Here is an 18,324-nt window from a genome sequence, read left to right on the forward strand (position 1 = left end):
TTCATCCTTTTGCGTTCAAGCTGCGCCATGGGTAGTGGCCTTTTCCGCCCAAGGGAAGAACAAATGTTCTTGCATCCATCCCAGCCGTGCATCGAGTTGGTTCAGGTTTATCATCTGTCATCTGGCCGTCACGGTTTTCGCATATGTTGATCCCGTCCGGTAAGGTTGGCTGCCACGGATGTACTGGCGGCTGACTGCCGGATTTTTCATTCCATTATAGATCTGGATCAGAGCACGGTTGCATATATGCATTTGTTGCTCGGAAGCTTATGCGCTAGACGCATAGGATCGGAATATTCCAAGGTCCTACCGTGTCGCTCGTCCTCGCCAATGTCCTCCCGGTCTTCATTCTCATTCTGCTCGGCTGGCTGATCGCCAAATCCGGACTTCTCAAAGCGGAGACCGGTGATGCGCTGGGCGAATTTGTCTTCAAGATCGCCGTTCCCATGCTGATCTTCCGCACGCTAGCAACCGCGCATTTCGAAGGCGTTTCGCCCTTCAGACTGTGGACCGCCTATTTTATAGGTGTCGCGATCACCTGGACCATCGGGGCTTTTATGGCAAAACGCGCCTTCGGGCGGGACGCCAAAGTTGCCGTGATTGCAGGCATGTCGGCAAGCTTCGCCAATAATGTCTTCATCGGCCTTCCGCTGGTCGATCATATCGTCGGACAGGATGGGCTTGTTGCCATCTCCATCCTTCTCGCAATCCATCTGCCGATCATGATGATTGTCGGTACGGTGCTTATGGAAAGCGCCTCAGCCAAGGTAGATGGCACGGCTGCCCGCGGTATTGTCGCCGTACTCAAGCAGGTAGGGACAAACCTTGCGCGCAATCCGCTCGTCATCGCCTTGACACTCGGACTTGCCTTCAATCTTTCCGGCCTGTCAATGAACGCACCAGTTGCCCTGGTCGTCGACCAGATTGCCGGCTCTGCCAGCCCGGCCGCACTGATTTCGATCGGGATGGCGCTGACGCGTTATCCGATCAAGGGCGATCTGGGGCTCTCCTCTACCGCGGCCGTGCTCAAGCTATTCCTGATGCCGGCGTCCGTATTTGCGGCCTGCCAGCTACTGAACCTACGGCCGGACTGGACCGCTGCGCTGGTTCTGACCTCTTCCGTTCCGACAGGCATCAATGCCTGGCTGATTGCACAGCGTTTCCGCTCCAGCCAGAGCCTTGCCGCTTCCGTCATCAGCATCACAACCGCTTTCGGTGTCATCTCCGTCAGCATGTGGGCCTGGCTGCTTTCCTGACCGGAGGCAGAATGCAAAACGCCCGGCTGAGCCGGGCGTTATCTCTTAGGAACTCAAGAAGTAAAATCAGTTCGTAGCTGGTTCCGGTGCGTTCGGATCCGGCAGCGGCGCCGGGCTGTCGGACTGCTCGCGTATATAGGCGAGCAGATTGGCGCGCTCCTTGTCGTTCTTGATACCGGCAAAGCCCATGGCCGTGCCCTTTACATAAGCCTTCGGGCCGGCAAGGAAGTGGTTGAGATGATCGAAGGTCCAGGTTTCCTGGCCACCCTTGGAAAAATCCTTCATCCCAGCAGAATAAGAAAAACCCTCGTGCGTAGCGACCGGACGGTTCACAAGACCCCAGAGGTCAGGACCAACCTTGTTCGGCCCTCCCTTCTCGATGGAGTGACAGCTCTGACACTTCTTGAAAACGGCGGCGCCGGCGGTGGCATCTGCGCTCGCCATGAGCTGGCCAACAGGCACGGCAGCGGGTGCGGCTTCTGCGCCGGCTGCTTCGCCGCCCGATGCTTCCTCCGCAGCGGCAATCGCGAAACCTTCCTTTTCAGGAACGGGAGAGTGAAAAATCCCCTCCGAAGCGATCGAAACCGACATCATCACGAAAACAGTGGCAAGCAACGCACCAACCGACATATTCACGTAGGGGTTCATCCAGAGCTCCTTCCCATCTCGTTGACTACCCTCTGGACCAACTTGCGGTACAAACGGCCATCTTGCAATCGCGCGGAAGCTATGTCTTTTGCCAAATCGTTGCAATTGGAAACAAAACGCGCCGCATGAGACTATTTGACACTCTTGACGCGAGAATAGAAGGCCTTCGATGACACAACCGGCAGCAGAAAAAACACTGGTCCTGATCCCGGCCCGAATGGCCTCGACCCGACTGCCGAACAAGCCGCTCGCCGACATCGCCGGCCTGCCGATGATCGTTCAGGTGGCAAAGCGCGCCGAGGAAGCAAAAGCCGGGCGCGTTGTCGTGGCGGTCGACGATCAGGCCGTGTTCGATGTCGTCAAGGCAGCCGGTTTCGATGTCGTCATGACCCGCCAGGATCACCAGTCCGGCTCGGATCGCATCTACGAGGCGCTGCAGAAGGCCGACCCGGATGGCAAGGCGGAATTCGTCATCAACGTCCAGGGCGACCTGCCGACGATCGAGGCGGACGTGGTACGTGCTTCACTTCGACCGCTTCTCGACAATCCCTCGACCGATATCGCGACTCTGACCGTCGAAATCACCGACGAACACGAGAAAACCAATCCGAATGTGGTGAAGATCGTCGGCTCGCCGATTTCCGAAACCCGGCTGAAGGCACTCTATTTCACCCGCGCGACCGCTCCCTATGGTGATGGCCCGCTTTACCATCACATCGGCCTTTACACCTATCGCCGCGCGGCTCTGGAAAAATTCGTCGCGCTCGGCCCGTCCCCGTTGGAAATGCGCGAGCGGCTGGAGCAGCTTCGGGCACTCGAGGCCGGCATGCGGATCGATGCCGAAATCGTGCACTCGATCCCGCTCGGCGTCGACACCCCTGCCGACCTTGAGAAAGCCCGTGCAATCCTGACGTCGCGCCAATCCTGAAAAAGAGGCACCCGATGACCACGCTGACCAATCGCATTGCCTTCCAGGGCGACTACGGCGCCAATTCCGACATGGCTTGCCGCGACATGTTTCCCGATATGGAGCCGCTGCCCTGCGCGACCTTCGAAGATGCCTTCCAGGCGCTCGAAAGCGGCGAGGCCGATCTGGCGATGATCCCGATCGAGAACACGATTGCCGGGCGCGTGGCGGACATCCACACGCTGCTGCCGGAATCGCGGCTGCATATTATCGGTGAATATTTCATGCCGATTCGCTTCCAGCTGATGGTTCTGCCGGGTGTGAAGCATGACGAGATCCGCACGGTTCACAGCCATATCCATGCGCTGGGCCAATGCCGCAAAATCATCCGCTCGAACGGCTGGAAAGCCGTTGTTGCCGGCGATACGGCGGGGGCTGCCAAGATGGTGGCTGAAAAGGGCGATCACTCGATGGCGGCACTTGCGCCGCGGCTTGCCGCGGATCTCTACAAGCTCGAGATCCTGGCCGAAAACGTCGAGGATACGGAAAACAACGTAACCCGCTTCGTCGTTCTGTCGCGCGACGAGAAGTGGGTACAACGGAACAATCCGGAAGACGTGATCGTCACGACCTTCGTCTTCAATGTGCGCAACATCCCGGCAGCCCTCTACAAGGCGATGGGCGGTTTTGCGACCAACGGCATCAACATGACGAAGCTCGAAAGCTACCAGCTGGGTGGCAAGTTCGTCGCCACCCAGTTCTATGCCGATATCGAAGGCCATCCGGATGACGCGCCGGTGCGCCGGGCGCTGGAGGAACTCCGGTTCTTCTCGGAAAAGGTCCGCATCCTCGGCAGCTACAAGGGACACCCGATGCGCGGCGCGCTGCAGAAAGCATAAGGCGCTTCAACGCGCCAAGCCGGAACGAGGCATCGGAAGACTAAGACTAGTAAGGGATTTGCAAAAGGCGGCGTGTTCAACGCCGCCTTTTGTGTTTCAGGCCGTTTCGCTCCTGGCATAGACGCGCAGGCGATGACCATCGGGATCGGTCGCGACGAAGGTATAGCCGAAGTCCAGTTCCGCCGGTGTCTGCAGCACGCGCAGGCCCTTCTTCGCCCAATCGCTATAGGTGCGATCGACATCAGCGGTTTTTTCGAGCCGGTAGCAGATTTCCATGGAGCCGCTTCCCGCGGTCACCGCCGGCTGTGCCGTGTGGCGCGACCACAGACCGAGCTTCATGCCGTTGGACAGGATAAACAACGCGAATGTCGGCGAGCTTTCCACTGGTTCGACACCGAGCAGATCGCGGTAAAATGCGGCGCTTACGAACGGATTATCGACGAAAAGAATAGTGAAATCAGGGTGAACCATGTCAGTGCTCCTTGTTGAGACTGACCCGAATCTATCGCATCATGCTGTCAAATTCTGTCAGCAGCCCTAGCCGGGCGCGGAAATGCCTTCTGACCGTCGCCACTCTTTCAGCAGTGCCGGGCGGCGGCGCGGGTAACGCTTTCCTGTCGAGACCGCGGAGACGATGCGGTCCGTGCGGAAATGGCGAAATCCCTGTCGCAGCTCGCACCAGCCGATCATAACCCGCACGCTATCGAAAAAACCGAGCGCAAAAGGCCAGACGCGGCGCTCGGTCAGCGCGCCCTTTTCATCCCTGTAGGCGAGGTCGAGCATGTGTTCGGCGCGGATCGCCTTGCGGATCATCGCCAGATCGCTCCTGTCTTCTCTGTTTCGTGGCGCTGCTACGAGCAAAGTGGAATTATCGATCTCTTCGCTGAGTTCGACCGGCAGGACTGCGGCGATCTTCTGCAGCGCGTCCACGGCGCCGGCCGCGAGTATCGGATCAGCCATTTTCGCAACCCAGCGGGAGCCGAGCACGAGAGCCTCGATCTCCTCTTGCGAAAACATCATCGGCGGCAGCATGAAACCGGGCTTCAGGATGTAGCCGAGCCCGGCTTCCCCCTCGATCAAGGCCCCTTGTGCCTGCAGGCTGGCGATATCACGGTAGAGCGTGCGGAGGCTGACGCCGGTTTCGGCGGCAAGCGTCGCACCGCTGACCGGCTGCCGATACCGCCGCATGACCTGCAGAAGCACCAGAAGACGCTCCGAGCGGGCCACTGTCATCAGGTGCCTCCGATTTCTAGCCTGCTCGCACAGGCCACGGAACTGTTACTCAAGCGACGCCCGATTGCTCATACGGCCAATCGATCCAGTCCTTCATCAGCCGATAGGCGATCGCGCCGCTGGCAGGGCCGAAGGGTTTTGTATCCGGGCCGGCGTCGAGCATGTGCCTGACTTCGTCACGGGTAAACCAGCGGACATCCGACATTTCCTGCGGATCGATGGTGATCTCTGTCGAAATCGCTTCCGAATAACAGCCAATCATCAGCGAGTGCGGCATGGGCCAGGGCTGGGAAGCGTGATACCGCACGCGACCGACCTCGATGCCCGATTCCTCGACCGTCTCGCGGCGAACCGCATGCTCGATCGTTTCGCCCGGTTCGACGAAACCGGCGAGGCAGGAATACATGCCCTCCTGAAAATGATGGCTGCGGCCGAGCAAGCAGCGATCGTTCTCGACATCGACCGTCAGCATGATGACGACCGGATCGGTGCGAGGAAACATCATGTGCTGGCACTGGGTGCAGACGCGCTTGTAGCCGCCGATCTTCATTTCAGTCGGCGAGCCGCATTTGCCGCAGAAGCGGTTGGCCGCGTTCCAGGAGAGAAGCGAGATCGCCTGAGCGACCTCGCCCTGCAGCTCCGCGTCGATCAGCGCTTCGCGGTAGAGCGCGCGGGCATCCGTGGGCTTGTACTGGCCGGCAAGTTCTTCCGCCGGGACATTAACGGGAATCGCCACGCGCGGCTCACCGTTTTCGCGGTAGCCGAGCAGGATGGCATTGTCGAAATCGGGCTTCAGTTCCGCCAGTTCGTAAGCCGCGAAAAGCGGGTCCAGAACCTGTTCGTCATGTTTGAGGATGAGCTTTGCACCGGCGAAGGCGAGAATATGGGTCCCCTCGATCGCCAGCGCCTCGCTAACGCAGTCGTCGGCGCGATATTCGCCCCGACGGTCGAGCCTGTTGCCGGAAAAGGCCGTCAGGTTGCCGGGCTCCGGATGGGGCGCATCCGTCTCGAAAAGTTTTCTTGTCATGATACGAGATTTTCCGTCAGGCTTTTGATCAATAATTGCTTGGCTGTATCTTCATAAGGTTCCGCCTGGCCATAACCCCAGATCGGTCCCGGCCAGTTCGGGTCACGGTCGAACCGTGCGACGATATGCACATGCAGCTGGCGAACGATATTGCCGATCGCAGCCACATTGATCTTTTCGGCCCCTGTCGCCTTTTTCAGCGCGGCCGCCACCATATTGGTCTCGAAGGTCAGAAGCGCCTGGTCGAGCGGCGTCAGCTCGAACAGCTCGCTCACATCATTGCGCTGCGGCACCAGCATGAACCAAGGCCAGCGGCTGTCCTTCATCATCCTGAGCTGACAGAGGCCGAAGCTCTCCACAAGCTCGGTATCCCTGGCAAGCCGTGGATCCAGTTCAAAGGCGCTCAAGCGATCCTCCCGGCATTTTCGGTGTTGTGATTTTCGATACTGACAGTTTTTTACAGGGTTGGCTTGCATTTGGAAGCATTATTGCCGATATGTGCGGCGGGAGGTTGGTGGTGGACGAGCCACTCGCCAACCGGGTCAGGTCCGGAAGGAAGCAGCCCTAACGAGCCAGGCACGGGTCGCCGTGCCAGCCTCCCACCTTCTCATCTTGGTCAACGCCCGGTCCGGTCAAGATCGCCTGACTGCCGGAATGGCCCGTACAGGCCCGAGGGCCTATAGTCAGGACCTTATGAGCGACAGCGGGCCGACATCAATCAATCCCTCATCCCCTGCCCCTTCGGGCAGCACGGGATATCGGGTTCTCGCCCGCAAGTATCGGCCGAAGGATTTCTCCGACCTGATGGTCGGTCAGGAACCGATGGTACGGACGCTGACGAATGCGTTCGAGACCGGCCGTATCGCCCAGGCCTATATGCTGACGGGCGTACGCGGGGTGGGAAAAACGACCACCGCACGAATTCTCGCCCGCGGACTTAACTACAAGACGGCCGAAATCGACCGCCCGACGATCGACCTGCGTGAACCCGGCGAACATTGCCAGGCGATCATGGAAGGCCGGCATGTCGACGTGATCGAGATGGACGCTGCGTCTCATACCGGTATCGACGATATCAGAGAGATCATCGAGCAGGTGCGCTATCGCCCGGTTTCGGCGCGCTACAAGGTCTATATTATCGACGAAGTGCACATGCTCTCGACGCAGGCCTTCAACGGGCTGTTGAAGACACTCGAAGAGCCGCCGGAACATGTGAAGTTCATTTTCGCGACGACGGAAATCCGCAAGGTTCCGATCACTGTCCTTTCCCGCTGCCAGCGTTTTGATCTGCGCCGTATCAGCGCTGCCGATCTGGTCGGCCTGTTTACCACCATTCTGGAGAAGGAAGGCGTGCCTGCCGAGCAGGAAGCATTGGCGATGATCGCGCGTGCCGCCGAAGGCTCCGCCCGCGACGGCCTTTCGCTGCTCGACCAGTCGATCGCCCATGGCGGCGGCAGCGTGCATGCGGATACCGTGCGCGGCATGCTGGGCCTTGCCGACCGCGCCCGCATCGTCGACCTGTTCGAGCATATCGTGAAGGGCGATATCACGGCTGCACTTTCCGAATTCAACGCTCAATACGAGGCCGGCGCCAATCCGGTCGTCGTCCTGACGGATCTGGCCGATTTCACCCATCTGGTCACCCGGTTCAAATATATTCCCGAAGCTGCCGACGATCCTTCGCTGAGCGAAGTGGAGCGCGTGCGCGGCCAGGAGTTTTCCGAAAATGTTGCGGTCAGCGCGCTGTCGCGTATCTGGCAGATGCTGTTGAAGGGTATTCCGGAAGCGGAAAGCTCTTCGCGCCCGGCAGGTGCTGCCGAAATGGTGCTGATCCGGCTGACGCATGCGGCATCGCTTCCCTCCCCCGAAGATGCGGCGCGGCGGCTTGCTGATTTTGCCAATGGCGATGGCCAGCCGACGCCCAATGGCGGCGGCGGAAATGGCGGCGGGCGCGGCCCGCAGATGGCGCAGCAGACGATCGTCAACGCCCGCGGCTTTGATGGCGGCCAGCGCGCTCCTTCCGGCGGACCGACGGCCATGCTGCAGGCGGTGCCGAACACGACGACACGGGAAATGCCCGTCGGCCGCATCGAGGAACGCCCGTCCGAGAGGCCGGAGCCGAAGGTTGCCGTCCGTTCGCTGCACGATGTCGTTGACCTCTGCACCGAGAACCGCGACCCGAGGCTGAAGGCGCTGGTGCGCAATTTCGTCCGGCTGGTGAAGATCGAGCCCGGCCGCCTCGATATCCGCATGACGGATGGCGGTCCCGGCACGCTGCCCGGTGAACTCGGCGTCAAGCTGAAGGAATGGACCGGCATCCACTGGATAGTTATGCTCAGCAAGGACGAAGGCGAGCCGACGCTGGTGGAGGCTGATGCCAGCGCTCGCGAAGCACGGATGACCGATGCGCGCGCCGATCCGGATGTCGCAGCGATCCTGTCGCAATTTCCGGGCGCCAAGATCACCGACGTCAGGATCCGTGTGCTTGAGGAAGACAACGAGGTCGAGGATGCGCCGGCGCCGGCCATCGCGGAATCCGCCGAGGGCGATATCCTGCCCGGCGACGACATCGAGCTATAAGAGAAGAAGAGGAATTACCGATGCGCGACATCATGGGCATGATGGGCAAGGTCAAGGAAATGCAGGCCAAGATGGAGAAGATGCAGGCGGATATCGCTGCTCTCGAAGTCGAAGGCACGGCTGGCGGTGGTCTCGTGACCGTCAAGATGAACGGCAAGGGCGAAATACTCGGCCTGAAGATCGATCCTTCGCTGTTCAAGGAAGACGATATCGAGATACTCGAAGACCTGATCGTTGCCGCACACAAGTCGGCCAAGGATCGCGCCGAGCAGATTACCGCCGAAAAGACCAAGGAACTGACCGCCGGCCTGCCGATCCCGCCCGGCATGAAGCTGCCGTTCTAATCCTGTCTCGAGAAGGGCGGTTCCGATGACATTGGCTTCCGTGCTCGTATTTGCCGCCGCGCTGTTCGTCGCGGCGGGCTCTCCCGGCCCCAGCATCGCCGCGCTCGTCTCGCGCGTGCTGACAAAGGGCTGGCGTGACGTTTTGCCCTTCCTGATGGCGATGTGGGTGGGGGAGACCGTATGGCTATCCTTTGCGGTTGCCGGCCTTTCCGCTATCGCCGAAAGTTTTCAGCCCGTCTTCGTCGCAATCAAGTGGATCGGCGTCGCCTATCTTCTCTATCTCGCCTGGAAAATGTGGTTTGCCAGAACGGACGGCGCTGACGGCCAACTGCCGGAAAGCCGCTCTGCGGCGAGGATGTTCTTCGCCGGGCTGACCGTGACACTCGGCAACCCGAAGATCATGATGTTCTATGTCGCGCTTTTGCCGTCGATCATCGATCTTAACGGCGTCACGCTGATCGGCTGGCTGGAACTGGTCGCCGCCATGCTGATCGTGCTTGCGACCGTCGATATCGTCTGGATCACGCTGGCGAACAAGGCGCGGCAATTTCTGAAAAGCCCGCGCGCGCTGAAGCTTGCCAACCGCATCTCGGCCGGCACCATGGCCGGTGCGGCTGCCGCCATCGCGACCCGATAAAACTCAGAAATTATACCTGACGCCGACGACATTGGCGTTGGAGCCGCCATGCATGTCGCCAAGCGTGCCCCAGGCGCCGGAGCGGTGATGCAGGCGCCAGAAAAGCTCTAGCTCCGGTTTCGCGACGCTGCTGAAACTCAGTTCCGGCCCAAGATAGAAAAGCGTCGAGGCATCGCCGTCGCGCTCGATTTCATTGCGTCTTTCACGCCCGCTCATCGTACCGGTCACATGGCTGATGCCGAAGGTGAATGAGGGAATGATGCGGAGTGTATTGGCAATCTCGATCGCATCGTAACGACCGACAACACCGCCCCAGATCTCCGCATTGGTATTGCCGTTGAACCGCCCGGCAAGGCCTGCCTCAAGGCCCAGCTTTACTGAACCGATGCTATAGGGAAGGAACTGGTAGCCGATGCCGAAGATCGGTCGGTTCTCGTAGCCAACGCCGAAAGGGTTGGCCGCTTCGGCCATGTCGCCATCAACCATCGCTCCGCCGAATGCGAAAATCGAATGCTCTACATCGGTTTCCTCGGCCGCAGCCAGACCTGACGCCGCAAGATACGCGACCAGCGCGCCGGACATGAACCCGAAAGGGATGCGTCTCAAAAAACTCATACAAAGCTCCGCATAGCCATCAATCAAGCGGTATAGGGCCTTAAACCTAAGCAACCATATCACCATAGATCACGGTTTCGTGATATATTATACGGTCGGCTGAAACCGTTCTCTCCAGCGGCTCGCGATCGGCGCGGACAGAAAACGGAGCGTCTCGGCCTCAGACAGCTTTTGCCCCATCGACGCCAGAAGCTCGGCAACAGGTACACGCTCGCCGCGATAGAATTCGTAACTCACATCGTGTCCTGCCTGGATCATCCCCGGGTTGATAACCCTGCAATAAATGCCGGGGCGACCTGATTTGAGAACGGTCCTGCCAAATACCGGATCGCCGATTCGAGCAGTAAGCGTATTGCAGGGCGAACGCGGAGAGGTGGCTTCAAGCACGACATCGCCCACATGAAACCTGTCTCCCACCGCCACGTCCCGATTGTCGAGGCCCTTGATGACAAGGTTCTCGCCGAATGTTCCGGGCGGCAGGTCGCGCCCGAGTTCTGCCGCCCACCAGTCAAGTGTCAGCGATCCTTCGAGCAAGATCGCCTGATCCGGCCCGCCGTGATGTTTCCTGTTGCAGACGGCATCTCCAACCAGACCGACTTTGTCGATCAGCACCTGACCGTTGACCGGTGCCTTGTAGATGCCCGTCTTGTAACTCTTTCCCGGCAAACGCTGCGCGTGGCCGATGCAGATCGCGACAAGTTTCATGCGGGTCCTGGTCCTTCGGTCTTTCCGTTCAACCGACATATGGGCTAAAGGAAGCACATGGCAAAGCGAGTCACCGGCCCCGAAATCGAAAAACTCATCCAGCTTCTGGCAAAAGTCCCGGGCCTTGGTCCGCGGTCTGCCCGCCGGGCGGCGCTGCATCTGATCAAGAAGAAAGATCAGTTGCTCGGCCCGCTCTCGCTCGCGATGGGCGAGGCCTATGACAAGGTGAAGATCTGCTCGCGTTGCGGCAACGTCGATACGTCAGATCCCTGCACCGTCTGCACCGACATTCGCCGTGACCACTCGATGCTGATCATCTGCGAAGACGTTTCCGATCTCTGGGCGCTGGAACGCGCCGGCGCGATGAACGCCGCCTATCACGTTCTTGGCGGCACGCTGTCGCCGCTCGATGGCGTCGGTCCCGATGACCTGAACATCCGCGCACTTGTCGATCGCGTCAGTGAAGGGACGGTGAAGGAGATCATCATCGCGGTCAATGCGACTGTCGAAGGGCAGACGACGGCCCATTACATCACCGACCAGCTTTCCGATTTCAACGTCAAGATAACGCGGCTTGCCCATGGCGTGCCGGTCGGCGGCGAACTCGATTATCTCGACGAGGGCACGCTGACGGCAGCGCTGCGAGCACGGACGGCGATCTGACATTTTTCGAGGAGGACGACGATGGTGAAGCAAGCCCCCCTCTGCCCTGCCGGGCATCTCCCCCACAAGGGGGGAGATCACAAGCATCACGACCACCATTCCCAAATTTCGAAACGCTGTGCGGCAGCACTGCCGTTGAACGAGGCAGGCCAGCGCGCCCATCTGATCTCCCTCCGTGTGGGGGAGATGCCCGGCAGGGCAGAGGGGGGTATCCGCCGTCGCGCCGCAGCACTGCTTCTGGCCCTCACCGCCATCGTCTCGCCTCTCCCCGCTTTCGCCCAGAACCGGCCGGATGTTGAGCGCCAGTTCCAGCAGTGGATCGCGACCGATCTTGGACCGGAGGCGCGAAAGGCGGGGATTTCGGACAAGACGCTGCGCGCGGCATTTGACGGGATCAAGCTCAATTGGAGCCTGCCCGATCTCGTTCCGCCAGGCTCCAAACCGCCGAAGCAGCAGGACCAGAGCCAGGCGGAATTTTCTTCTCCCGGCGCTTACTTCAACGAGAACCGGCTGCAGACGCTGGGCTTGGCCGGGCGCGGACTGGCCGGCACCTATGCCGCCGGTCTGAAGAAGATCGAAGCGGCCTATGGTGTGCCGGGCGAGATCATCATCGCTGTCTGGGGCCGTGAATCCGGTTTCGGAAAGGCGAAACTGCCCTATTCAGCGGTCGAGGTGCTGGCCACCAAGGCCTTCATGTCGACCCGCAAGCCGATGTTCCGTGAAGAACTGATCGCGGCGCTGACCATGATCGAGCGCGGCGATGTCAGTGCTGCGACGATGAAGGGATCATGGGCCGGAGCGCTCGGCCAGCCGCAGTTCATGCCCACGAGCTATCTGAAATATGCCGTCGACTTCGACAAGGACGGCCATCCGGATATCTGGAACTCGGTGCCGGACACGCTCGCCTCCATAGCCAACTATCTGAGGCATGAAGGCTGGCAGCGCGGTCGCGACTGGGGCTTCGAAGTGTCGATTCCCGCCAATGTCTCCTGCGCGCAGGAAGGGCCGGACCTTGCCAAGCCGATCTCCGCCTGGAATTCGACCGGGATCACGCGGATTTCCGGCAAGGCTTTTCCGGCTTCGGAAATGAAAGCGCCGGGGATGATGCTGCTTCCCGCAGGGAGAAACGGGCCGGAATTCATCGTCACGCCGAATTTCTATGTGCTGAAGGAATATAACAATTCCGACCTCTATGCGCTGTTCATCGGCAATCTGGCTGATCGCATCGCTTACGGTGGCGGCCCGTTCCAGGCCAAGTGGGGCGATGTCGGCAAGATGCTGCGCTCCGATGTACTTGCGATGCAGAAGGCGCTGGTCGCCAAGGGTTATGATGTCGGCAATGTCGACGGATTGCCGGGCTTCAAGACCCGCCGCTCGCTCGGCGACTGGCAGGCAAAGGCCGGCATTTCTCCAACATGCTATCCGGATGCCTCGCTCAAGGCCAAGTTAAGATAAGTCGAGTTTCAGCCCCTCGTGGCTCGCGACGAAACCTTGTCTTTCATAAAAACGGATAGCATCTGGCCGCCGTTTGTCCGACGTCAGTTGCACAAGGCCGCAGCCCTTTTCTTTCGCCTGCTCGACCGCCCACTCGATCATGGCGGCGCCCAATCCGCCGCCACGATGGCTTGCAGCAATCCTCACGCTTTCGATCTGGCCTCGCCACATGCCCTTGCGTGACAAGCCGGGAATGAAGGAGAGCTGCAGGCAGCCGATCACCTTTCCATCGTCATCGACGGCAACGGCCAGCAATTGGTTGGGATCGGCTTCGATTGCGGCGAAAGCCTCCAAGTAGGCTTGATCCATCTCCTTGGACGCAACCTCTCTAGTTGCGCCGATCGGATCATCCGCCAGAAGCGTGATGATTGCCGGCAGATCGGTGGAGCTTGCATTGCGGAACATCCCTTTGCCTCAATGCAGATCGACATGATGCTTGTGAAAGATATCGTCCTTGGGCGGGATGGTCTGCCGTTCGATCATACGGTGGACCCGTGGTCCATCCACGCCCTTGTGAAGCTTTCGGATCGCATCCCAGATCTCCTCATCTATCTGCAGGCGGCGGCGGTTATGGCGGACATAATCTGCCCAGGTGGCGGTGTGATAGGTCTCCGTCCAGATTTCCGGATGTTCTAGATCGCGCATCAAGGCCCATTGGCGTGCGCCATCACGAATGCGTACCCGACGGCGGCGCGCCATCAGGGTGAGGAATTCGGAGATATCGTGCTCGGCGATCTCATAGTCGATCTGCAACACGATCGGGCCGCTTCGTGGCTGCAGGTCGAGCCGCAGCATCGGTTCGTTGAACTTGTTCAGCGGGCTCAGGTCGATATCGGTAAACTGCGGCAGCGGGTTCCTCAAACCTGCTAGTACACCTACAAGCATTGCAAGGCTTGCCAGGCTCAGGGAAATGGAAACTCCGAGATTTTCGGCACCGACACCCCACACCCAGCTGCCAACCGCCATGCCGCCGAATGTGGTCGTCTGGTAGAAAGATAGTGCGCGGCCGACGACCCAGCGCGGCGCCGACAGCTGCACGGTTGTGTTGAAAAGCGACAGGGCCAGAACCCAGCACGCCCCCGGCACGATCAGCACGAGCGCCGTCAGCGCGGTATTGGTGCTGAGCGCTATGACGGAGGAACTTGCCGCAAAACCGAGGAAAGCGAACTGGACAATCCTCTCGCTCGTCAGCTTTTCGCGCAGCCGCGCATTCGACATGGCGCCGCCGATCGCGCCGACACCGAAACAGCCGAGCATGATGCCGTATGTCAACGGCCCGCCCGAAACGAGATCCCGCGCGACGATCGGCAAAAGCGCCAGAATGGCGCTGGCAGAGAAGCCGAATAGCATGCCGCGCAAAAGAACATTGAGGATGTTCGGCGACATGGAAACATAACCGAGACCTGCCGAAAGCGCTCTCAAAAGCGTTTCGCGTGGCAGCGCATCGTCGCGACGCTCCGGCTTCCAGCGCAACAGCGCATACATGAGCGCAACGTAACTTGCGGCATTCAGGGCGAAGGCTGCTGCAGCACCTGCCGCTGCGACGACAGCGCCGCCGATCGCCGGTCCGACACTGCGGGTAATGTTGAAGCCGACGCTGTTGAGCGTCACGGCCTGGGGCAGCATTTCACGCGAGACGATATCGCCGACGGACGCCTGCCATGCGGGATTGTTGAGCGCCACGCCGCACCCGAGCAGGAAGGTGAAACAGAGAAGCAGCCAGGGCGTCAGCAGGTCCAGATAGGCAAAGATAGTCAGCGCTATAGAGACGGCCAGCATGAAGAGCTGCGCCGTCAGCATGATACTGCGTCGGTTGAAATTATCGGCGAGAGCCCCCGCAATCAGCGAGAACAACATGATCGGCAGGGTGGTAGAAGACTGGACGAGCGCCACCATGTCCTGGGAATTGGAGATCGAGGTCATCATCCAGGCGGCGCCGACGGCCTGAATCAAGCCACCGAAATTCGATGCAAGGCTCGCTATCCATATTGTGCGGAAGGTCTGGTTCTTGAACGGCGCGAGTGTGGCTATCCTGTCCGGCACGATGTGGCTCTTGCTCCTCTTCCCGACTCTCTGAACCGGTTATAGACGTCGAACAGGCTAATTCCAGCTTTGAATGGCGGAAATGCGGAAGTCTTGCAATTGCCGGTCCAAGCGCGTATATGCAGCCCATATTCTTGATCGTCCGATGAAGAGTGGGCCCACACCGGACCCGCTCTTTTTTGTTAGGCGATCGCTTCAACCCGCACTGTGAGCGGGGATTGAACCGGAGAGCTTATGCAGCAGACAGACCACGAGCCGCGTCTCATCGTCGAGACTGGTCTCGACCTCAGGATCGCCGAAATCATCGAGCCGGTACTGACCGCCATGGATTACCGTCTGGTCCGGGTGCGCATGCTGAACCTGAACGGCATGACCCTGCAGGTCATGGCCGAGCGCAATGATGGCACGATGGATGTCGAAGGCTGCGAAGCCGTATCGGTCGCCATCTCACCCGTTCTTGATGTAGAAGATCCGATCGATCGCGAGTATCATCTCGAAGTGTCTTCGCCGGGCATCGACCGGCCGATGGTGCGCAAGTCGGATTTTGCACGCTGGACCGGCCATCTGGTGAAATGCGAGACGTCGATCATGATCGACAACCGCAAGCGGTTCCGCGGCAAGATCGCCGAAGTCAACGAAGAAGGTTTCACCGTCGAGCGCGACCAGGTCGCCTATGGTGAGGAACCACGCGTAACGATCCCGTTCTCGGCGCTGGCCGAAGGCAAGCTGATCCTGACGGACGATCTGATCCGCGATGCGCTGCGCGCCGACAAGCTCGCCAAGCAGCAGGCCGCGAACCAGAACGACGAAGCTGAAGACGAAGAATAATCGACCAACACACTGGCCTTTCCGAGGAGGGAGGGCCGCCAGAATTGGACCTACGGAGACCAACGACAATGGCAGTGAGCGCAAACCGGCTTGAACTTCTGCAGATCGCAGACGCTGTGGCCCGCGAAAAGGTCATCGACCGCGAGATCGTGCTGGCTGCGATGGCTGACGCCATCCAAAAGGCCGCCCGCTCGCGTTACGGTTCGGAAACCAATATCCGCGCCGACATCAATTCCAAGACCGGCGAAATCCGTCTGCAACGCCTTCTTGAGGTCGTTGAAGTCGCCGAAGACTACGGAACGCAGATCCCTTTGGTTTTGGCCCGCGACCGCAATGTTGATGCCAAGATCGGCGACTTCATTGCCGACCCGCTGCCGCCGATGGATTTCGGCCGTATCGCCGCACAGTCCGCCAAGCAGGTCATCGTGCAGAAGGTGCGCGAAGCCGAGCGTGACCGTCAGTTCGACGAGTTCAAGGATCGCGTCGGCGAAATCGTCAACGGCACCGTCAAGCGCGTCGAGTACGGCAATGTCATCGTGGATCTCGGCCGTGGCGAAGGCATCATCCGTCGTGACGAGATGATCCCGCGCGAAAACATGCGTTACGGCGACCGCGTCCGCGCCTATGTCTACGACGTCCGTCGCGAACAGCGCGGCCCGCAGATCTTCCTGTCGCGTACCCATCCGCAGTTCATGGTGAAGCTGTTCACCATGGAAGTTCCAGAAATCTACGACGGCATCATCCAGATCAAGTCGGTTGCCCGTGACCCGGGTTCCCGCGCCAAGATCGCTGTTATCTCGAACGACTCGTCGATCGATCCGGTCGGCGCCTGCGTCGGTATGCGTGGTTCGCGCGTTCAGGCCGTTGTCGGCGAACTGCAGGGCGAAAAGATCGACATCATTCCGTGGAGCCAGGATCCGGCTTCCTTCATCGTCAACGCCCTGCAGCCGGCTGAAGTCGCCAAGGTCGTTCTCGACGAGGATGCAGAGCGTATCGAAGTCGTGGTTCCGGATGAGCAGCTGTCGCTGGCCATCGGCCGCCGCGGCCAGAACGTTCGCCTCGCTTCGCAGCTGACCGGCTGGGATATCGACATCATGACGGAAGCCGAAGAGTCGGAACGCCGTCAGAAGGAATTCAACGAGCGCACCAACCTGTTCATGGAAGCTCTCGATGTCGACGAAATGGTCGGCCAGGTGCTTGCTTCGGAAGGCTTTGCCCAGGTCGAGGAACTGGCCTACACCAACCTCGACGAAATCTCGTCGATCGACGGCTTCGACGAAGACACCGCCAACGAGATCCAGACCCGCGCCCGCGAGTACCTGGAGCGTATCGAAGCTGAAAACGATGCCAAGCGCGTTGCTCTCGGCGTCCAGGACGAGCTGAAGCAGATCGAAGGCCTTACCGCCCAGATGCTGGTTGCGCTCGGCGAAGAAGGCATCAAGACGGTCGAGGACTTCGCCGGCTGCGCTGCTGACGATCTCGTCGGCTGGTCGGAACGCAAGGATGGCGAGACCAAGAAGTTCGAAGGCACGTTCTCCAAGTTCGACGTTTCCCGCGTCGAGGCTGAAAACATGATCGTTCAGGCCCGTCTGCTCGCAGGCTGGATCACCGAAGAAGATCTCGCCAACGAACGGGCTGATGATGAGGCCGAGGAGGAGGCCGTCGCCGCCGATCAGGAATGATTGCGGACGACAATGGTGCGGATGATGCAGATATTTGGCCGGACGATTTCGTCGTGAACGACCGTACCTGCATCGTCACCCGCGAGGCGACAGACCCGAAGGACCTTATCAGGTTCGTCCGCGCTCCCGACGGGAGCGTGGTTCCGGATTTGAAACGGCAGCTTCCCGGACGGGGCTGCTGGATCAAGGCGGAACGAGAGCTTGTCGACCGGGCGGTGAAGCGGAAGCTGTTTTCTCGCGCTTTCAAGAGCGAGACGAAAGCGGCGGACGATCTCGGCGCACTGGTCGATCGGCTTCTGGTCGCCGACCTTGCCGGAATGATGAACATGGCGCGCAAGGCCGGTCAGTTCGTTTCCGGCGCGATGAAGGTCGATGCCGCAGTCCGCTCGGGAGCCGCCGCCGGCGTTTTCCATGCTTCCGATGCTGCGGCAGACGGCGTTCGAAAGATAGACCAGGCCCGAAAGGCCTTTAAGCTCGGCACCGATGCCGAACATGACATTCCGGCCTTTTTGCTCCTCACCGGGGCGGAATTGGACGAAGTGATGGGCGAGAATGCTTTTATCCATGCTTGCGCGCTTGCAGGGCAGGCGGGTGAGGGTGTAGTGAAGCGCGCAAACCTACTTGAGCAGTACCGTAAAGGCGGTCTGCCCCAGACAAAGGATGTCTTTGACATGCCTAAACCATGACGCTGTCACCGGCTCTAGCCGGACGCAGATCGATTTATACGACTTGAACGACAGGTTCTGATGGCTTCCATCCGTTC

General features: G+C 59.9%; 20 protein-coding genes and 1 other RNA gene. 12 read left to right on the forward strand and 9 right to left on the reverse strand.

Annotated features, from left to right (window positions below):
- Window positions 1-311: 311 nt before the first annotated feature.
- Window positions 312-1,256: an AEC family transporter gene (locus tag GGE33_RS13985; protein ID WP_148146198.1), complete on the forward strand. Its 945-nt coding sequence runs from the start codon at window positions 312-314 to the stop codon at window positions 1,254-1,256.
- A gap of 66 nt (window positions 1,257-1,322) precedes the next feature.
- Here the strand turns inward: GGE33_RS13985 and GGE33_RS13990 are convergent, their stop codons facing one another.
- On the reverse strand, window positions 1,323-1,904 hold the full coding sequence (locus tag GGE33_RS13990) for a c-type cytochrome (RefSeq protein WP_148146199.1): 582 nt from the start codon (window positions 1,902-1,904) through the stop codon (window positions 1,323-1,325).
- Window positions 1,905-2,073: 169 nt separating this feature from the next.
- Here GGE33_RS13990 and GGE33_RS13995 point away from each other — a divergent pair, with 169 nt between their 5' ends.
- Both GGE33_RS13995 and GGE33_RS14000 read left to right on the forward strand, forming a co-directional pair.
- Window positions 2,074-2,832 (forward strand): 3-deoxy-manno-octulosonate cytidylyltransferase, encoded by a 759-nt coding sequence (locus tag GGE33_RS13995; RefSeq protein ID WP_183823878.1) that lies wholly within the window; start codon window positions 2,074-2,076, stop codon window positions 2,830-2,832.
- A gap of 14 nt (window positions 2,833-2,846) precedes the next feature.
- On the forward strand, window positions 2,847-3,710 hold the full coding sequence (locus GGE33_RS14000) for a prephenate dehydratase (protein ID WP_148146201.1): 864 nt from the start codon (window positions 2,847-2,849) through the stop codon (window positions 3,708-3,710).
- A 96-nt stretch (window positions 3,711-3,806) separates the two neighbouring features.
- Here GGE33_RS14000 and GGE33_RS14005 read toward each other — a convergent pair whose 3' ends face one another.
- The 4 genes from GGE33_RS14005 to GGE33_RS14020 all read right to left on the reverse strand — a co-directional run bounded on the left by GGE33_RS14005 (window position 3,807) and on the right by GGE33_RS14020 (window position 6,377).
- The gene (locus GGE33_RS14005; RefSeq protein ID WP_183823879.1) at window positions 3,807-4,181 is read right to left on the reverse strand and encodes a VOC family protein; all 375 of its coding nucleotides are present in this window, start codon (window positions 4,179-4,181) and stop codon (window positions 3,807-3,809) included.
- 66 nt (window positions 4,182-4,247) lie between these two features.
- Window positions 4,248-4,943: a helix-turn-helix transcriptional regulator gene (locus tag GGE33_RS14010; protein WP_183823880.1), complete on the reverse strand. Its 696-nt coding sequence runs from the start codon at window positions 4,941-4,943 to the stop codon at window positions 4,248-4,250.
- A 49-nt stretch (window positions 4,944-4,992) separates the two neighbouring features.
- Window positions 4,993-5,970: an NAD(+) diphosphatase gene (gene nudC / locus GGE33_RS14015; RefSeq protein WP_183823882.1), complete on the reverse strand. Its 978-nt coding sequence runs from the start codon at window positions 5,968-5,970 to the stop codon at window positions 4,993-4,995.
- The gene (locus tag GGE33_RS14020) at window positions 5,967-6,377 is read right to left on the reverse strand and encodes an HIT family protein (RefSeq protein ID WP_246435993.1); all 411 of its coding nucleotides are present in this window, start codon (window positions 6,375-6,377) and stop codon (window positions 5,967-5,969) included. Before GGE33_RS14020 ends, nudC begins: the two co-directional genes overlap by 4 nt.
- Before the next feature lie 99 nt (window positions 6,378-6,476).
- Here GGE33_RS14020 and ffs point away from each other — a divergent pair.
- From ffs to GGE33_RS14040, 4 genes are all read left to right on the forward strand, one after another.
- Window positions 6,477-6,573: signal recognition particle sRNA small type (gene ffs, locus GGE33_RS14025), an RNA gene on the forward strand.
- 90 nt (window positions 6,574-6,663) lie between these two features.
- On the forward strand, window positions 6,664-8,550 hold the full coding sequence (locus tag GGE33_RS14030; protein ID WP_183824164.1) for a DNA polymerase III subunit gamma/tau: 1,887 nt from the start codon (window positions 6,664-6,666) through the stop codon (window positions 8,548-8,550).
- Between the two features lie 20 nt (window positions 8,551-8,570).
- Entirely contained in the window at window positions 8,571-8,894 is a 324-nt protein-coding gene (locus tag GGE33_RS14035; protein WP_183823886.1) for a YbaB/EbfC family nucleoid-associated protein, read from the forward strand.
- A gap of 25 nt (window positions 8,895-8,919) precedes the next feature.
- Complete coding sequence (locus tag GGE33_RS14040) at window positions 8,920-9,531, forward strand: LysE family translocator (RefSeq protein ID WP_183823888.1); 612 nt, start codon at window positions 8,920-8,922, stop codon at window positions 9,529-9,531.
- 3 nt (window positions 9,532-9,534) lie between these two features.
- Here the strand turns inward: GGE33_RS14040 and GGE33_RS14045 are convergent, their stop codons facing one another.
- Both GGE33_RS14045 and GGE33_RS14050 read right to left on the reverse strand, forming a co-directional pair.
- Complete coding sequence (locus GGE33_RS14045; RefSeq protein ID WP_183823890.1) at window positions 9,535-10,146, reverse strand: hypothetical protein; 612 nt, start codon at window positions 10,144-10,146, stop codon at window positions 9,535-9,537.
- Between the two features lie 87 nt (window positions 10,147-10,233).
- The gene (locus GGE33_RS14050; RefSeq protein WP_183823892.1) at window positions 10,234-10,851 is read right to left on the reverse strand and encodes an MOSC domain-containing protein; all 618 of its coding nucleotides are present in this window, start codon (window positions 10,849-10,851) and stop codon (window positions 10,234-10,236) included.
- A 57-nt stretch (window positions 10,852-10,908) separates the two neighbouring features.
- Between GGE33_RS14050 and recR the strand changes: the two genes are divergently transcribed.
- Window positions 10,909-11,514 (forward strand): recombination mediator RecR, encoded by a 606-nt coding sequence (recR, locus tag GGE33_RS14055; RefSeq protein ID WP_183823894.1) that lies wholly within the window; start codon window positions 10,909-10,911, stop codon window positions 11,512-11,514.
- Between the two features lie 186 nt (window positions 11,515-11,700).
- Entirely contained in the window at window positions 11,701-12,969 is a 1,269-nt protein-coding gene (locus GGE33_RS14060; RefSeq protein WP_183824166.1) for a lytic murein transglycosylase, read from the forward strand.
- Here the strand turns inward: GGE33_RS14060 and GGE33_RS14065 are convergent.
- Window positions 12,961-13,413, reverse strand: a complete 453-nt coding sequence (locus tag GGE33_RS14065; RefSeq protein WP_183823896.1) for a GNAT family N-acetyltransferase — start codon at window positions 13,411-13,413, stop codon at window positions 12,961-12,963. The two genes, GGE33_RS14060 and GGE33_RS14065, sit on opposite strands and share 9 nt — an antisense overlap.
- A 9-nt stretch (window positions 13,414-13,422) precedes the next feature.
- Entirely contained in the window at window positions 13,423-15,051 is a 1,629-nt protein-coding gene (locus GGE33_RS14070) for an MFS transporter (RefSeq protein ID WP_183823898.1), read from the reverse strand.
- Window positions 15,052-15,285: 234 nt separating this feature from the next.
- Between GGE33_RS14070 and rimP the strand changes: the two genes are divergently transcribed.
- The 3 genes from rimP to GGE33_RS14085 all read left to right on the forward strand — a co-directional run bounded on the left by rimP (window position 15,286) and on the right by GGE33_RS14085 (window position 18,247).
- A complete protein-coding gene (gene rimP, locus GGE33_RS14075) occupies window positions 15,286-15,879 on the forward strand; it encodes a ribosome maturation factor RimP (protein WP_148146214.1) in 594 nt (197 codons plus the stop codon).
- A 68-nt stretch (window positions 15,880-15,947) separates the two neighbouring features.
- On the forward strand, window positions 15,948-17,561 hold the full coding sequence (gene nusA, locus GGE33_RS14080) for a transcription termination factor NusA (RefSeq protein ID WP_183823900.1): 1,614 nt from the start codon (window positions 15,948-15,950) through the stop codon (window positions 17,559-17,561).
- On the forward strand, window positions 17,558-18,247 hold the full coding sequence (locus tag GGE33_RS14085) for an RNA-binding protein (protein WP_183823902.1): 690 nt from the start codon (window positions 17,558-17,560) through the stop codon (window positions 18,245-18,247). The genes nusA and GGE33_RS14085 overlap by 4 nt, the downstream gene beginning before the upstream one ends.
- The last annotated feature ends 77 nt before the right edge of the window (window positions 18,248-18,324 follow it).

The organism is Aliirhizobium cellulosilyticum, assembly GCF_014198105.1.
GTDB lineage: Bacteria > Pseudomonadota > Alphaproteobacteria > Rhizobiales > Rhizobiaceae > Neorhizobium > Neorhizobium cellulosilyticum.

Bases quoted from the DNA above. Each gene is read 5' to 3' on its own strand.
- GGE33_RS14085 (WP_183823902.1), top strand. From the start codon at position 17,558: ATGATTGCGGACGACAATGGTGCGGATGATGCAGATATTTGGCCGGAC.
- GGE33_RS14050 (WP_183823892.1), bottom strand. From the start codon at position 10,851: ATGAAACTTGTCGCGATCTGCATCGGCCACGCGCAGCGTTTGCCGGGA.
- GGE33_RS14060 (WP_183824166.1), top strand. From the start codon at position 11,701: ATGCCCGGCAGGGCAGAGGGGGGTATCCGCCGTCGCGCCGCAGCACTG.
- GGE33_RS14005 (WP_183823879.1), bottom strand. From the start codon at position 4,181: ATGGTTCACCCTGATTTCACTATTCTTTTCGTCGATAATCCGTTCGTA.
- GGE33_RS13995 (WP_183823878.1), top strand. From the start codon at position 2,074: ATGACACAACCGGCAGCAGAAAAAACACTGGTCCTGATCCCGGCCCGA.
- GGE33_RS14040 (WP_183823888.1), top strand. From the start codon at position 8,920: ATGACATTGGCTTCCGTGCTCGTATTTGCCGCCGCGCTGTTCGTCGCG.
- GGE33_RS14010 (WP_183823880.1), bottom strand. From the start codon at position 4,943: ATGACAGTGGCCCGCTCGGAGCGTCTTCTGGTGCTTCTGCAGGTCATG.
- rimP (WP_148146214.1), top strand. From the start codon at position 15,286: ATGCAGCAGACAGACCACGAGCCGCGTCTCATCGTCGAGACTGGTCTC.
- GGE33_RS14030 (WP_183824164.1), top strand. From the start codon at position 6,664: ATGAGCGACAGCGGGCCGACATCAATCAATCCCTCATCCCCTGCCCCT.
- nusA (WP_183823900.1), top strand. From the start codon at position 15,948: ATGGCAGTGAGCGCAAACCGGCTTGAACTTCTGCAGATCGCAGACGCT.
- GGE33_RS14035 (WP_183823886.1), top strand. From the start codon at position 8,571: ATGCGCGACATCATGGGCATGATGGGCAAGGTCAAGGAAATGCAGGCC.
- GGE33_RS14045 (WP_183823890.1), bottom strand. From the start codon at position 10,146: ATGAGTTTTTTGAGACGCATCCCTTTCGGGTTCATGTCCGGCGCGCTG.
- GGE33_RS13990 (WP_148146199.1), bottom strand. From the start codon at position 1,904: ATGAACCCCTACGTGAATATGTCGGTTGGTGCGTTGCTTGCCACTGTT.
- GGE33_RS14065 (WP_183823896.1), bottom strand. From the start codon at position 13,413: ATGTTCCGCAATGCAAGCTCCACCGATCTGCCGGCAATCATCACGCTT.
- nudC (WP_183823882.1), bottom strand. From the start codon at position 5,970: ATGACAAGAAAACTTTTCGAGACGGATGCGCCCCATCCGGAGCCCGGC.
- GGE33_RS14000 (WP_148146201.1), top strand. From the start codon at position 2,847: ATGACCACGCTGACCAATCGCATTGCCTTCCAGGGCGACTACGGCGCC.
- recR (WP_183823894.1), top strand. From the start codon at position 10,909: ATGGCAAAGCGAGTCACCGGCCCCGAAATCGAAAAACTCATCCAGCTT.